Raw genomic sequence first — 14,205 nt, 5'->3', positions numbered from 1 at the left:
TCCCCCGGCTCACGGGTTTAGGACGAGGTTGATTATGCAAGGTCTGGTCACGGTGTTCGGCGGCTCCGGCTTCGTCGGCGGCCAGGTCGTACGCGCGCTCGCCAAGGCGGGCCATCGCGTGCGGGTGGCGGTGCGCAATCCGAACCTGGCCTATCGCATGCGGATGCTGGGCGACGTCGGCCAGATCGAGGTCGTGCAGGCCAATGTCCGCAACGTCCCGTCGGTGGCCCGCGCCGTCGACGGCGCCGAAGCCGTGGTCAACCTGGTCGGCGTCCTGTGGGAAAGCGGCCGGCAGAAGTTCCAGACCCTGCACGTGATGGGCGCCCGGACGATCGCCGAGCAGGCCCGGGCGGCCGGCGCCGCGCGCCTGGTGCAGGTCTCGGCCCTGGGCGCCGACGTCAACGCGTCGTCGAAGTACCTGCGCACCAAGGCCGAGGGCGAAGCGGCCGTCCGCGCCGCGTTCCCGGGCGCGGTGGTGATCCGCCCGTCGGTCGTGTTCGGCGCCGAGGACAAGTTCTTCAACAAGTTCGGCCAGATGGCCGCCCTGTTCCCCGCCCTGCCGCTGATCGGCGGCGGCGAGACCAAGTTCCAGCCGGTCTATGTCGGCGACGTGGCCGCCGTGGTGGCCAAGGCGGTCTCCAGCCCGGCCGCCGAGGGCCTGACCTACGAGCTGGGCGGCCCAACCGTCTACAGCTTCAAGGCGCTGATGGAGCTGATCCTGCGCGAGACCGGCCGCAACCGCGTGCTGGCCCCGATCCCGTTCTTCGCCGCCGGCCTGATCGGCAAGGTCGGCGATTTGTCGCCGATCAACCCGCCGCTGACCTCGGACCAGGTCGAGTCGCTGAGGACCGACAATGTCGCCGACCATGGCCTGCCGGGCCTGGCCGAGGCCGGCGTCGTCCCGACCGCCGTCGAGGCGGTGGTTCCGTCCTACCTCTACCGCTACCGCAAGGGCGGCCAGTACGCCGAGGTGCCGGCGGGGGCGTTCTGATCCTTCTCCCCACGGGAGAAGCAAGCAAAAGCCGCGTTCGGTCTTGCGACCGGGCGCGGCTTTTTCGTTCAGCGACCGGGGACATGCCCTTGCGGCGCGTCCCCAACAGCTAGCGTCGCACCAAGTCTCGGGGACACGCCGCAAGGGCATGTCCCCAGTGGTTTGGCTGGTCAGCGCGGCATGTAGATCAAGCCCAGGCCGATCACGCCGACCACGATCCGCCACCAGGCGAACGGGGTGAAGCCGCGCTTGCCGATGAAGGCGATCATCGTCTTGACCACCACCAGGCCCGACAGGAACGACACTACGAAGCCGATGGCGATCGTGCCGGCGTGGCTGGGGTCGATGTCCTTGTAGCTCTTGAGGAGGTCCAGGGCGAAGGCCCCGACCATGATCGGGATGGCCATGAAGAAGCTGAACTCGGCCGCGGCCTTGCGCTCGACCCCCAGCAGCATCGAGCCGACGATGGTCGAGCCCGAGCGCGACACGCCGGGAACCAGCGACAGGCACTGGAACAGGCCGATCAGGAAGGCGGTCTTCAGGGACAGGGCCATGCCGTCCTCCTCGCGCACCGGCAGCTTGGAGCGGTCGACCCACAGCAGCAGGAAGCCGCCGACGATCAGCGACACGCAGATCACCTGCGGCAGGAACGGGTTCTCGAAGAAGTGCTTGATCACCCCGTGCAGCAGCAGGCCGGCGGCGAAGGCGGGGATGCAGCCGATGATCACGCTGAGCGCGAAGCGGCGGGCTTCCGGTTTGGTCGGCAGGCCGACCACCACCTGCCACAGGCGCTGGAAGTAGACGGCGACCACGGCCAGGACCGCGCCCAGCTGGATCAGGACGATGAAGGTGTCCCAGGTCGGATCGGTCAGGCCCAGGGCGATCTTGGTCAGCAGCAGGTGCCCGGTCGAGGACACGGGAATGAATTCGGTCAGGCCCTCGACCAGGCCCAGCACGATCGCGATCAGCCAATCCGGCATCGTCAGTCCTCTCAAGGGCCGGGCCTAGGCGCGGCCGCCGCAAAAAGTCCCGCCCGGGAAGCGGGGTAAGCATCGGGTTTATCCGCCGGCCCGCGTCGCGGAACCGTGGAGACGAGCCTGGCGGCCGTCCAGGCCCGTCCTGCCCCGATTTCGTGTCGATCGTTCGTCCGCCGGCCTTCGCCCGCCCGAAAAGCGGGCGACCGCACGGAGACGGAAAGGCCGCGTCAGATTTCCTGGTTGTACTTGCCGACCCGGTCGCCCAGGCGCGGCTTGACCTCCTGGCGGAACAGGGCCCGCATGTCGTCCTCCGACTGCGTGCTTTCGACCACCACGACGATCTCGGGCTTGTTGGACGAGGCGCGGACCAGCACCCACGAGCCGTCCTCCAGGTGCACCCGGACGCCGTTGACGGTGATCACCTCGGTGATCTTCCGCCCCAGGATCGACCCGCCGGCGGCGAACAGGTCCTGGTATTCCTGCACCACGTCGTCGACGACGCCGTACTTCACCTCGTCGCCGCAGTGCGGGCTCATGGTCAGGGAGGTGAAGGCCACGGGCAGGGCCTTGCGCATGTCCGACAGCTTCACGCCCGGATTGCGGTCCAGCATGGCCAGGATGGCGGCCGCCGCGGTCAGGCCGCAGTCGTAGCCGTAGCCCAGCTCGCCGTTCATGAAGAAGTGGCCGCTCTTCTCGAAGCCGGCCAGGGCGCCCAGCTCGGCGCTCTTGCGCTTGATGTAGCTGTGGCCGGTCTTCCAGTAGATCACCTTGCAGCCGTGGGCGGCCAGGATCGGATCGGTGGCGTAGAGGCCGGTCGACTTGACGTCGACCACGAAGGTCGCGCCCGGGTTCAGCGGGGCCAGGTCGCGGGCCAGCATCAGGCCGATCTTGTCGGCGAAGATCTCCTCGCCCTCGTCGTCGACCACGCCGCAACGGTCGCCGTCGCCATCGAAGCCGAAGGCCAGGTCGGCGCCGTGCTCGCGGACGGCGTGGGCCATCGCGTGCAGCATCTCGGCGTCTTCGGGGTTCGGATTGTACTTGGGGAAGGTGTAGTCGAGGTCGGTGTCCATGCCGACGACCTCGGAGACGCCCATCCGCTGCAGGCCCTCGACGGCGAAGGCGCCGGCCGTGCCGTTGCCGCAGGCGGCGATCACCTTCAGAGGCCGGGTGATCTGGGCCCGCTTGGCCACGTCGGCGATGTAGCGCTCGGCCTCGCCCTGCACCCGGATCAGCTTGCCGCCGTCGCGCTCGACGAAGGCGCCGCCCAGCACGATCGCCTTCAGGCGGCCCATCTCGTCGGGGCCGAAGGTCAGGGGCCTCTGGGCGCCCATCTTCACCCCGGTCCAGCCGTTCTCGTTGTGGCTGGCGGTGACCATGGCCACGCAGGGGATGTCCAGGTCGAACTGGGCGAAATAGGCGGTGGGCGACAGGGCCAGGCCGATGTCGTGCACCTCGCAGCCGGCGCTGATCAGGCCCAGGATCAGGGCGTTCTTGATTGAACTCGAATAGGACCGGAAGTCGTGGCCGACCACGATCCGCGACTGGCCCAGCTCGTGGATGTAGGTCCCCAGGCCCAGGCCCAGGGCCTGCACGCCCAACAGGTTGATCTCGGGCCCGAACAGCCAGCGTGCATCGTATTCCCGGAACCCCGTGGCCTTGACCAGAGGCTCATTCTCATAGGCGGCCGTGTTGGGGACGAGATCGGCGCGGGGCTTGGAGAACATCAATCACATTTCGGCTGTTGAGGGGCGGGCGAGGGTGGCGGCGGGCACGATTCAGGACTCGCGCCGATTTGCCAAGCCTGGGCTCGGGTGAAGTCCCGGCGCGACTATCCGGAGCTCGTGACGATTTCTCCCGAGGCGGACGCGGGCGTTGGGCCCGGCCGGAACGATGCGAAGGGGCTGTGTTAGAGTGGCCGCAGATCCAAGGCAATCCGGGGCGAGCCGCCGATGACGCGGCGGGGCCTTGCTTCGACGCGATCTCGGGTCGCTAGAAGGGCTGGGTCAACAAAGTAGACGAGTTGGGGCGTCTTCTGCGATTCTTTCGCAATAGCCCTGCGCCCATCACGGATATATTCGTCTATATTTTTGACTAGCGCATTCTTCTTGCCCTCAAGAGTCCGTATGAGGCCCTCGCACGCAAATTTTTCCCTGGCAGCAGGGACGAGGGAAGTCGCATGGCCGAGCGCATGCTGAAATTCACGACCGTAGCCCGCAAGACGCCCGAAAAGCGGGCGGCGAGCGAGCGCAATGGCGACTTCCACGAGATCTACGCCGACTTCATCGACGCGAAAGCCACCGAGCAGGCCTCGCGTTGCTCGCAATGCGGCGTGCCGTTCTGCCAGACCCACTGCCCGCTGCACAACAACATCCCCGACTGGCTGCGGATGACCGCCGAGGGCCGGATCCAGGAAGCCTACGAGCTGTCGCAGGCCACCAGTTCGATGCCGGAAGTCTGCGGCAGAATCTGCCCCCAGGACCGCCTGTGCGAAGGCAACTGCGTCATCGAGCAGTCGGGCCACGGCACCGTGACCATCGGTTCGGTCGAGCGCTACCTGACCGACAAGGCCTGGGAGATGGGCTGGGTCAAGCCGCTGGTCGCCAAGGCCGATCGCGGCCAGTCGGTCGCCGTCATCGGCGCCGGTCCGGCCGGCCTGTCGGCCGCCGAACGGCTGCGCGAGGAAGGCTACGCCGTCACCGTCTACGACCGCCACGACCGAGCCGGCGGACTGCTGATCTACGGCATTCCCGGCTTCAAGCTGGAAAAGGAAGTGGTCGAGCGCCGCACCCAGCGCCTGGCCGATGGCGGCGTGGTGTTCAAGCTGGGCTTCGAGGTCGGCCGCGACGCCACCCTGCAGCAGCTGCGTGACCAGCACGACGCGGTGCTGATCGCCGTGGGCGTCTACGCCGCGCGCGACCTGACCGCCCCGGGCTCGGGCTCGCAGGGCGTCGTGCCGGCCCTGGACTACCTGATCGCCTCCAACCGCAAGACGCTGGGCGACGAGGTTCCCGCCTATGACAGCGGCGAGCTGAACGCCGAGGGCAAGGACGTCGTGGTGGTCGGCGGCGGCGACACCGCCATGGACTGCGTGCGCACCGCCATCCGCCAGGGCGCGACCTCGGTCACCTGCCTCTATCGCCGCGACAAGGCCAACATGCCCGGCTCGCTCCGCGAAGTGGCCAACGCCGAGGAAGAGGGCGTGACCTTCGAGTGGCTGGCGGCCCCGCGCGCCCTGCAGGGCGACGCCGAGGCCGTGACCGGCGTGCGCGCCATCCGCATGCGCCTGGGCGCCCCGGACGCCTCGGGCCGCCAGACTCCGGAAGAGATCGACGGCGGCGACTTCGACCGTCCGGCCCAGCTGGTGGTCAAGGCCCTGGGCTTCGAGCCCGAGAACCTGCCGCAGCTGTGGTCGGCGCCGGACCTGAAGACCACCCGCTGGGGCACGGTCAAGGCCGACGTCCGCCACCAGATGACCAATCTGGACGGCGTGTTCGCGGCCGGCGACATCGTGCGCGGCGCCTCGCTGGTGGTCTGGGCGATCAAGGACGGCCGCGACGCCGCCGACGCCATGCACCGCTACCTGATGACCAAGACCGGCGCCGCGGCGCTGATCGCGGCGGAGTAAGATCATGTCCGAACACGACCTCTATCTGAAGAACCGCCAGGCCCTGATCGACGGCCACGCCTATGACCCGTCGACCGAGCGCGACGCGTGCGGCGTGGGCCTGGTGTGCGCCATCGACGGCCAGCCGCGCCGCGAAGTCGTCGAACTGGCGATCAAGGCCCTCAAGGCCCTGTGGCACCGCGGCGCGGTCGACGCGGACGGCAAGACCGGCGACGGGGCCGGGGTGCTGGTCAGCGTTCCGCAGGACTTCTTCGTCGACCAGGTGCGCCGCACCGGCCACGCCCTGCGCCAGGGTCCGATCGCCGTCGGCCAGGTCTTCCTGCCGCGCACGGATCTCGGCGCCCAGGAGGCCTGCCGCACGATCGTCGAGGCCGAGGCCCTGCGCTTCGGCTTCTACATCTATGGCTGGCGCCAGGTGCCGGTCGACACCTCGGTGATCGGCGAGAAGGCCAACGCCACCCGCCCCGAGATCGAGCAGATCATGCTGGCCGCCCCGGCCGGCCTGGAGGGCGAGGCGCTGGAGCGGGCCCTGTTCCTGTGCCGCAAGCGCATCGAAAAGCGCGTCCACGCCCAGAACATCAGCGACTTCTACATCTGCTCGTTCTCGGCCAAGTCCCTGATCTACAAGGGCATGTTCCTGGCCGAGCACATCGACGAATTCTATCCGGACCTGAAGGACGAGCGCTTCGCCGCGGCGGTGGCGATCTTCCACCAGCGCTATTCGACCAACACCTTCCCGCAATGGCGCCTGGCCCAGCCGTTCCGGATGCTGGCCCACAATGGTGAGATCAACACCATCAAGGGCAACATCAACTGGATGAAGTCCCACGAGATCAAGATGGCGGCCGACGCCTTCGGCGAGTTCGGGGACGATGTGAAGCCGGTGATCCAGCCGGGCGGGTCCGACAGCGCCAACCTGGACAACACCTTCGAGGTGCTGGTCCGGGCCGGCCGCGACGCGCCGATGGCCAAGACCCTGCTGGTCCCGGAAGCCAACGGCCCGCACATGAAGGCCTCGCACAAGGCCCTCTACAGCTATTGCAACGCGGTGATGGAGCCGTGGGACGGCCCGGCCGCCCTGTGCGCCACCGACGGCCGCTGGGTCGTGGCCGGCAAGGACCGCTCGGGCCTGCGCCCGCTGCGCGTGGCCTATACCGACGACGGCCTGGTGATCATGGGCTCGGAGGCGGGCATGTGCGGCGTCGAGGAAAGCCGCATCACGCGCAAGCTGGCCATCTCGCCGGGCCGGATGATCGCCATCGACCTGCTGGGCGGCAAGCTCTACGGCGAGGACGAGATCATCGACGAACTGGCCGATCGCCACCCCTATACCGACTGGCTGGGCAACATGGTCGATCTCGAAAAGGAGATCGGCCCCGGCCCCGAGCCGCGCAAGTACGGCCGCGAGGAGCTGACCCGCCGCCAGGCCGCCGCCGGCTTCAGCCTCGAGGACCTGGAAATGGTCCTCGCGCCCATGGTCGAGGAGGGCAAGGAAGCCGTCGGTTCGATGGGCGACGACGCGCCGCTGGCCGTGCTGTCGGAAAAGTACCGGCCGCTCAGCCACTTTTTCCGCCAGAACTTCAGCCAGGTGACCAACCCGCCGATCGATCCCCTGCGGGAAACCGGCGTGATGAGCCTGAAGACCCGGTTCAAGAACCTGGGCAACATCCTGGCCCAGGACGCGGCCCAGGCCGATGTCTACGTGCTGGAAAGCCCGGTGCTGACCACCGGCATGTACGAGCGCATCCATGGCCTGCTGGGCCAGAAGAACGTCGCCGTCATCGACTGCACCATGCCGCTGCCGGCGGAGGAGGCGCGGCCGGGCGACGCCCTGCGCGCCAATCTCGACCGCATCCGGGCCGAGGCCGAGGACGCGGTGCTGCGCGGCTGCGGCGCCATCGTCCTGACCGACGAGGGCAGCCAGGCCGATCGCGTGGCCCTGCCGATGATCCTGGCCACCGGCGGCGTCCACGCCCACCTGGTCAACAAGGGCCTGCGCTCGTACGTCTCGATCATCGTCCGCTCGGCCGAGTGCCTGGACACCCACTATTTCGCGGTGCTGGTCGGCGTCGGCGCCACGGCGGTCAACGCCTACCTGGCCCAGGAAAGCTTCCAGGACCGCCTGGAGCGCGGCCTGGTCGGCGACAAGTCGCTGCGCGACGTCTGCATCAACTTCAAGACAGCCATCGAAGGCGGCCTGCTGAAGATCATCTCCAAGATGGGCATCAGCGTCATCTCCTCGTACCGCGGCGGCTACAACTTCGAAGCCGTCGGCCTGTCGCGCGCCCTGGCGGCCGAGTTCTTCCCCGGCATGCCCTCGCGCATCTCGGGCATCGGCCTGGCCGGCCTGGAGAGCAAGGCGGTCGAGCTGCACCGCAAGGCCTGGGGCGAGACGGCCGTGACCCTGCCGGTCGGCGGGCTCTACAAGCTGCGCCGTTCGGGCGAGGCCCACGCCTTCGAGGCGCGGCTGATCCACACCCTGCAGAGCGCCTGCGACACCGGCGACTTCGAGCTGTACCGCCGCTGGTCCAACGGCCTGCGCACGCAAAAGCCGATCCAGCTGCGCGACCTGCTGGACTGGCGCTCGGACCGCAATCCGATCTCGACCGACGACGTCGAGAGCGTCAACGAGATCCGCAAGCGCTTCGTCACCCCCGGCATGAGCCTGGGCGCCCTGGGCCCCGAGGCGCACGGCGTGCTGAACATCGCCATGAACCGGATCGGCGCCAAGTCGGTGTCGGGCGAGGGCGGCGAGGACTCCGCCCGCTACAAGCCCCTGCCGAACGGCGACAACCCCAACAGCGCCATCAAGCAGGTGGCGTCGGGGCGGTTCGGCGTCACGGCCGAATATCTGAACCAGTGCCGCGAGATCGAGATCAAGGTCGCCCAGGGCGCCAAGCCGGGCGAGGGCGGGCAACTGCCCGGCTTCAAGGTCACCGAGATGATCGCCCGTCTGCGCCACGCCACGCCCGGCGTGATGCTGATCAGCCCGCCGCCGCACCACGACATCTATTCGATCGAGGACCTGGCCCAGCTGATCTACGACCTGAAGCAGATCAACCCGATCGCCCGGGTCACGGTCAAGCTGGTGGCCGCCACCGGCATCGGCGCGATCGCGGCCGGGGTGGCCAAGGCCAAGGCCGACGTCATCCTGGTGGCCGGCAATGTCGGCGGCACGGGCGCGTCCTCGCAGACCTCGGTCAAGTACGCCGGCGGTCCGTGGGAGATGGGCCTGTCGGAAGCCAACCAGGTGCTGACCCTGAACAACCTGCGCCACTCGGTGGTGCTGCGCACGGACGGCGGCATCCGCACCGGCCGCGACGTGGTGATCGCCGCCATGCTGGGCGCCGAGGAGTTCGGCATCGGCACCGCCTCGCTGGTGGCCATGGGCTGCATCATGGTGCGCCAGTGCCACTCCAACACCTGCCCGGTGGGGGTCTGCACCCAGGACGAAGCCCTGCGCGCCAAGTTCACCGGCACGCCGGAAAAGGTCATCAACCTGTTCAGCTTCGTGGCTGAAGAGGTCCGCGAGATCCTGGCCGGTCTGGGCTTCAAGTCCCTGCAGGAAATCGTCGGCCGCACCGACCTGCTGGCCCAGGTGTCGCGCGGCGGCGAGCACCTGGACGACCTGGACCTGAACCCGCTGCTGGTTCGCGCCGATCCCGGCCAGAACAAGCCCTACTGCACGGTGGAGGGCGGCCGCAACGCCGTGCCCGACACCCTGGACGCCCAGATCGTCCGCGACGCGGCGCCCCTGCTGGAGCGCGGCGAGAAGATGCAGCTGACCTATACGGTCCGCAGCACCGCCCGCTCGATCGGCTCGCGCACCTCCAGCCACATCGTGCGCAAGTTCGGCATGAAGGGCTTGCCGGCCGGCCACCTGACCGTCCAGCTCAAGGGTTCGGCCGGTCAGAGCCTGGGGGCCTTCGCGGTCCAGGGCCTGCGCATCGAGCTGACCGGCGAGGCCAACGACTATGTCGGCAAGGGCCTGTCGGGCGCGACGATCGTGATCAAGCCCGCCCGCGGACTGGCCGCGCCCGAGACCAACACCCTGATCGGCAACACCGTGCTGTTCGGGGCCACCTCGGGCCGGCTGTTCGCGGCCGGCCAGGCCGGCGAACGCTTCGCGGTCCGCAACTCCGGCGCCACCACGGTGGTCGAGGGCTGCGGCGCCAACGGCTGCGAGTACATGACCGGCGGCCAGGTGGTGATCCTGGGCCCGACGGGCGGCAACTTCGGGGCCGGCATGACCGGCGGCATGGCCTTCGTCCTCGACCAGCACGGCCGGTTCGAGAACCTGGTCAATCCGGACAGCATCCTGGTCCAGCGCCTGGCCTCGCCCTACTGGGAAGGCGTGCTGCGCTCGCTGGTGGCCGAGCACGCCCGCGAGACGGACTCGGCCTTCGCCGAGAGCCTGCTGCGCGACTGGGATCGGGTGCGCGACCTGTTCTGGCAGGTCTGCCCCAAGGAGATGGTCTCGCGGCTTCCGCAACCCCTGGCGGCGGAAGAGGCGGTTCACGAGCGGGCTTAGCGCTGCCGTAAAGATGGATTAACATGGGCCTCTCAACCGGAGAGGCCCATGCTGCACACCTTGATGCTCCTGGCCGCGACGACGGCGGTGCAGGTCCCGTCCGGGCCAGGTTGGGACGATCCCACCGATCTCGGTGGGGTCGGTCCATGGGACTTGAGGTGCGTGCGCGACGGCAGCTTCACCAGCTGGAACCATGTCGAGGGCTGCTCCGCCAGGGCTACGGTCAATGGTGTTCAGCTGGTGATCGTCAGGACGGCGAACGAGGCTTACACCGCCTTGGGTGACGTTCCTGGCTGCCCGCCCCCAACGGGCTCGACGGACCTTTCGCCCAAGGCGCTCAACAAGCCTGGCCCGGCGCGGGTCCGGCTGGTCCGCGACGCCCTGCGGCGGACGATCAGGGCGGCGGTCGATCGCTGCGGAGCCGGGCGCGATCTCAAGACCTTCGTCGTGCGCGACAGCGACATCGAGGCGATCCTGAAGGCCAGCGAGGGACTTCAGGACCTGAACGGGCCCAGGTCTTAAGGGATCAGGCTCCCGGTCTCACACCCACGTACCGGGCCCGGGGCCGGATCAGCTTGCCCGTCTGCAGCTGCTCGATGGCGTGGGCGTGCCAGCCCGCCATCCGCCCGACGGCGAACAGGCTGAACGGCGCGTCGGCCGGCAGGGCCAGGGTGCGGGACATCCCCACCAGGGCGAAGTCGATGTTGGGCAGGAGGCCTGTGGCGGCTTCCGTCTCGGCGCGCAATTGCGCCAGCACGGCCGGGACCTTGAAGGCGCCCAGCAGGGCCGCCGCCCGCGGGTCGCCGTCGGGATAGAGCGGGTGGCCGAAGCCGGGCATGGCCGAGCCCTGGGCCAGGCGTTCGGCCACGGCCCTGGCTGGCCCGCGCCGCTCGGCCTCGTCGACGAACATCTCCACCCGCGCCGCCATGCCCCCGTGCAGGGGACCCGACAGGGCCGCCAGCCCGGCGAGGGACGCGGCCGCCAAGGAAGCGCCCGTCGAGGCGGCGACCCGCACCGCGAAGGTCGAGGCGTTCAGTTCGTGGTCGGCCAGCAGCACCACGGCCCGGCGGACGAGGTCGGCGCCGTGGGCGTCCAGGGCCCAGGCGTCGGCGAGGCGCTGGTGGATGGGGCCCCCGCCGATCGCGCCCGCGACGGCGTCGGCGGCCGCTTCCAGCAGGCCCGCCGCCTCCATGGCCAGGGCCAGCGGCGCGCGGCCTCGGGCCGGCGGGTCGATCCCGGCGCGGGCGGCCAGGGTGGAGAACAGCCGGGCGCGCGGCGTCTCGCCCTTCTTGGGCTTCTTGGGCTCCGGCCCGGTCAACGGCGCGCCATGGCCGCCGCGCAGCAGGCGGGCGACCTGCTCCAGGCTGTGCATGCGCGCCAGGTCGACGGCGTCCTGGCCGCGATAGAAGAGGCGCCCGCCTTCGACCGTGGTGATCGCCGACGGCAGGACCGGCTCGCCCCAGGCGATGGCCTCGGCCGCCACGTCGGCGGCCCGCCGCCCGCGGGCCTTCTTCGCCGCCAGGGCCGCGACGTCGGAGGCGCGATAGAGGCTGCGGCGCGGATCGTCGGGATGCGCCGTCGCGCCCACCCGACCCCGGCTGACATAGGCGTACAGCGTCTGAGCCCGCACCCCCAGCGCCGCCATCGCCTGTTCCGCATCGATCCACTCGGCCATTCATATTGATTATATTGATCAAGATTGACGATCAAGCTTCGGAGGCGTGGATTGCGGGTCGAAAGGAGACCTCATCCATGTCCAAGGGTCTTTCCGCCGTTCCCGCCGCTGGTCCCGTCGCCGAAGGCCTGGAAGGCGTCGTCGCCGCCCATACCGTGCTCTCCGACGTCGACGGCCAGGCCGGCCGCCTGACGATCCGGGGCTACGCCGTCGAGGATCTGGCCCATCGCGCGAGCTTCGAGGACGTCGCCCACCTGCTGCTGGACGGCTTCTTCGACGGGATGCCGTCGGACCTGGGCGCGGCCCTCGGCGCGGCCCGGGTTCGGGCCTTCGCCGAGGTCGCCGCGTTGGACGAGGGTCTGGCCCGGCGCGATCCGGTCGAGGCTGTCCGCGCCCTGATCGCCCGCCTGCCCGACGGCGATGGCCTCGACACGGCGCTGCTGCTGATCGCCGCCCCCGCCGTCTTCACGCCCGCCGTGCTGCGGGTCGCCGCTGGCCAGTCGCCGGTCGCGCCCGATGCGGCGCTATCGCACGCCGCCGACATGCTGCGGATGACGCGCGGCGTTCCGGCGACGGACGGGGAGGCGAGGGCGCTGGACGCCTATCTGGTCACGGTCTGCGACCACGGCCTGAACGCCTCGACCTTCGCCGCCCGGGTGGTGGCCTCGACCCGCGCCGGCCTGACCTCGGCGGTGCTGGCCGGAATCTCGGCGTTGAAGGGCCCGCTGCACGGCGGGGCGCCCGGGCCGGTGATCGAGATGCTGGACGCCATCGGCGCGCCCGACAACGCCCAGGCCTGGATCCTGGCGGCCCTGGCGCGCGGCGACCGGCTGATGGGTTTCGGCCACCGCATCTACCGGGTCCGCGACCCGCGGGCCGACGCCCTGAAGGCCGCGATCCGCCAGCTGGCCCAGACCTCCAGCACGGTTCCCGGCCGCCTGGCCTTCGCCGAGGCGGTGGAACAGGCCGCCCTGCGGATCCTGCGCGACCACAAGCCCGACCGGCCGCTGGACACCAATGTCGAGTTCTACACCGCCGTCCTGCTGGAGGCCTTGGGCCTGCCGCCGCCCGCGTTCACCTGCGTGTTCGCCATGGGCCGCACCGCCGGCTGGATCGCCCACGCCCGCGAACAGCTGGCCACCGGCAAGCTGGTCCGCCCGCAGTCGGTCTATGTGGGGCCGAGGACCAAGGCGGCGGCCTAGGGAGAGCCGCTCTTAACTTAGCAACCGTCATCCCGGGCCTCGTGCCCGGGACCCCTTTGCCCGCCGTAGCTGCGGAGGGGCGGCGCGCCGGCGCGCCATTGTTTCTCACCGTCAGCTGAACCAGGGGTCCCGGGCACGAGGCCCGGGATGCCGGCTGAAGGGTAGGGGCGCCACGGCCTACCTTGCGAACCTGTCGCGCGAGTCGTTCTCGCTGGGGCTGTGCGGCGAGCCTTGCTAGACAGCATCCATGTCCGCTCCGTTCGCCCCCGCCCTGACCGCCGCCGAGTCCCTGGTGCTGACCCGCCGGGTCACGACCCTGTCGGTGGGCGTGGCGGCCGTCCTGATCGCGATCAAGGGCGTGGCCTGGCTGATGGGGCATTCGGTGGCCCTGCTGGCCTCGCTGGCCGACAGCGGGCTGGACCTGGTCGCCTCGCTGATCACCTTCTACGCCGTGCGCTACGCCGCCGTCCCGCCCGACGCCGAACACCGCTTCGGCCATGGCAAGGCCGAGGCCTTCGCCAGCCTGACCCAGGGCGGCCTGGTGTTCGCGTCGGCGGCGCTGATCGGCCAGGAAGCGATCCGCGCCTTCGGCCGCGCCGCGCCGCCCGAGCACGGCGCCCTGGGCGTCGGCGTGATGGCCGCCTCGATCGTCCTGACCCTGCTGCTGATCCGGGCCCAGACCGAGGTGACCAAGAGGACGCGCTCGGTGGCGGTGTCGGGCGACCGCGCCCACTACGCCGCCGACCTGGCGTCGAACGCCGTGTCGCTGGTCGGCCTCGGCGCGGCCAGCCTGCTGCATCTGGCCTGGGTGGACGCCGCCGCGGGCCTGGCCGTGGCGCTGTGGCTGCTGTGGGGGGCGATCGGCGTGTTTCGCGAGGCGGCCCACCAGTTGATGGACCACGAGCTGCCGCTGGAGGACCGCGAACGGATCATCGCCCTGCTGACCGCCGACCCCCGGGTGCTCGGCGTCCACCAGGTGCGCACCCGCGCCTCGGGCCCCTACATGCACGTCCAGGCCCACATGGACCTGGATCCGGCCCTGGTCCTGAGCGTCGCCCATGCGGTGATGGTGGCGGCCGAGAACCGCGTCCTCGAGGTCTTTCCGGCCGCCGACATCCTGCTTCACCCCGATCCGCGCGGCGCGGCCGAGCCGCATGGCGGGGCGTTCGGCGAGGCGCCGCCGGGCTGAGCGCGCATCGCCGGG

At 70.0% G+C, this 14,205-nt stretch carries 9 protein-coding genes; 6 read left to right on the top strand and 3 right to left on the bottom strand.

Annotated elements, in window-relative coordinates; genetic code table 11:
* Positions 1 to 34 precede the first annotated feature (34 nt).
* The gene (locus G3M57_RS25530) at positions 35 to 991 is read left to right on the top strand and encodes a complex I NDUFA9 subunit family protein (RefSeq protein WP_163233523.1); all 957 of its coding nucleotides are present in this window, start codon (positions 35 to 37) and stop codon (positions 989 to 991) included.
* Between the two features lie 170 nt (positions 992 to 1,161).
* Here the strand turns inward: G3M57_RS25530 and G3M57_RS25525 are convergent, their stop codons facing one another.
* Both G3M57_RS25525 and G3M57_RS25520 read right to left on the bottom strand, forming a co-directional pair.
* Complete coding sequence (locus tag G3M57_RS25525) at positions 1,162 to 1,971, bottom strand: undecaprenyl-diphosphate phosphatase (protein WP_163233522.1); 810 nt, start codon at positions 1,969 to 1,971, stop codon at positions 1,162 to 1,164.
* A 224-nt stretch (positions 1,972 to 2,195) separates the two neighbouring features.
* Complete coding sequence (locus tag G3M57_RS25520; protein WP_163233521.1) at positions 2,196 to 3,692, bottom strand: phosphomannomutase/phosphoglucomutase; 1,497 nt, start codon at positions 3,690 to 3,692, stop codon at positions 2,196 to 2,198.
* Positions 3,693 to 4,144: 452 nt separating this feature from the next.
* Here G3M57_RS25520 and G3M57_RS25515 point away from each other — a divergent pair, with 452 nt between their 5' ends.
* The 3 genes from G3M57_RS25515 to G3M57_RS25505 are packed head-to-tail and all read left to right on the top strand — an operon-like array spanning position 4,145 to position 10,646.
* Positions 4,145 to 5,593, top strand: a complete 1,449-nt coding sequence (locus G3M57_RS25515) for an NAD(P)-dependent oxidoreductase (protein ID WP_163233520.1) — start codon at positions 4,145 to 4,147, stop codon at positions 5,591 to 5,593.
* Positions 5,594 to 5,597: 4 nt separating this feature from the next.
* The gene (gltB, locus tag G3M57_RS25510; protein ID WP_163233519.1) at positions 5,598 to 10,124 is read left to right on the top strand and encodes a glutamate synthase large subunit; all 4,527 of its coding nucleotides are present in this window, start codon (positions 5,598 to 5,600) and stop codon (positions 10,122 to 10,124) included.
* A gap of 48 nt (positions 10,125 to 10,172) precedes the next feature.
* Positions 10,173 to 10,646, top strand: coding sequence for a hypothetical protein (locus G3M57_RS25505; RefSeq protein WP_163233518.1), 474 nt, complete (start codon positions 10,173 to 10,175; stop codon positions 10,644 to 10,646).
* 4 nt (positions 10,647 to 10,650) lie between these two features.
* Here G3M57_RS25505 and G3M57_RS25500 read toward each other — a convergent pair whose 3' ends face one another.
* Positions 10,651 to 11,799, bottom strand: coding sequence for a citrate synthase (locus G3M57_RS25500; protein ID WP_163233517.1), 1,149 nt, complete (start codon positions 11,797 to 11,799; stop codon positions 10,651 to 10,653).
* 77 nt (positions 11,800 to 11,876) lie between these two features.
* On the opposite strand from G3M57_RS25500, the gene G3M57_RS25495 reads away from it, so the two are divergent.
* Both G3M57_RS25495 and G3M57_RS25490 read left to right on the top strand, forming a co-directional pair.
* Positions 11,877 to 13,001, top strand: coding sequence for a citrate synthase/methylcitrate synthase (locus tag G3M57_RS25495; protein WP_163233516.1), 1,125 nt, complete (start codon positions 11,877 to 11,879; stop codon positions 12,999 to 13,001).
* A gap of 247 nt (positions 13,002 to 13,248) precedes the next feature.
* The gene (locus G3M57_RS25490) at positions 13,249 to 14,190 is read left to right on the top strand and encodes a cation diffusion facilitator family transporter (RefSeq protein WP_163233515.1); all 942 of its coding nucleotides are present in this window, start codon (positions 13,249 to 13,251) and stop codon (positions 14,188 to 14,190) included.
* Positions 14,191 to 14,205: the final 15 nt, after the last annotated feature.

Origin of the sequence: Caulobacter rhizosphaerae (genome assembly GCF_010977555.1) — a bacterium.
Lineage (GTDB): Bacteria > Pseudomonadota > Alphaproteobacteria > Caulobacterales > Caulobacteraceae > Caulobacter > Caulobacter rhizosphaerae.
The sequence above is the reverse complement of the archived record's forward strand: the minus strand, read 5'-3'. Positions and strand labels throughout refer to the sequence as shown.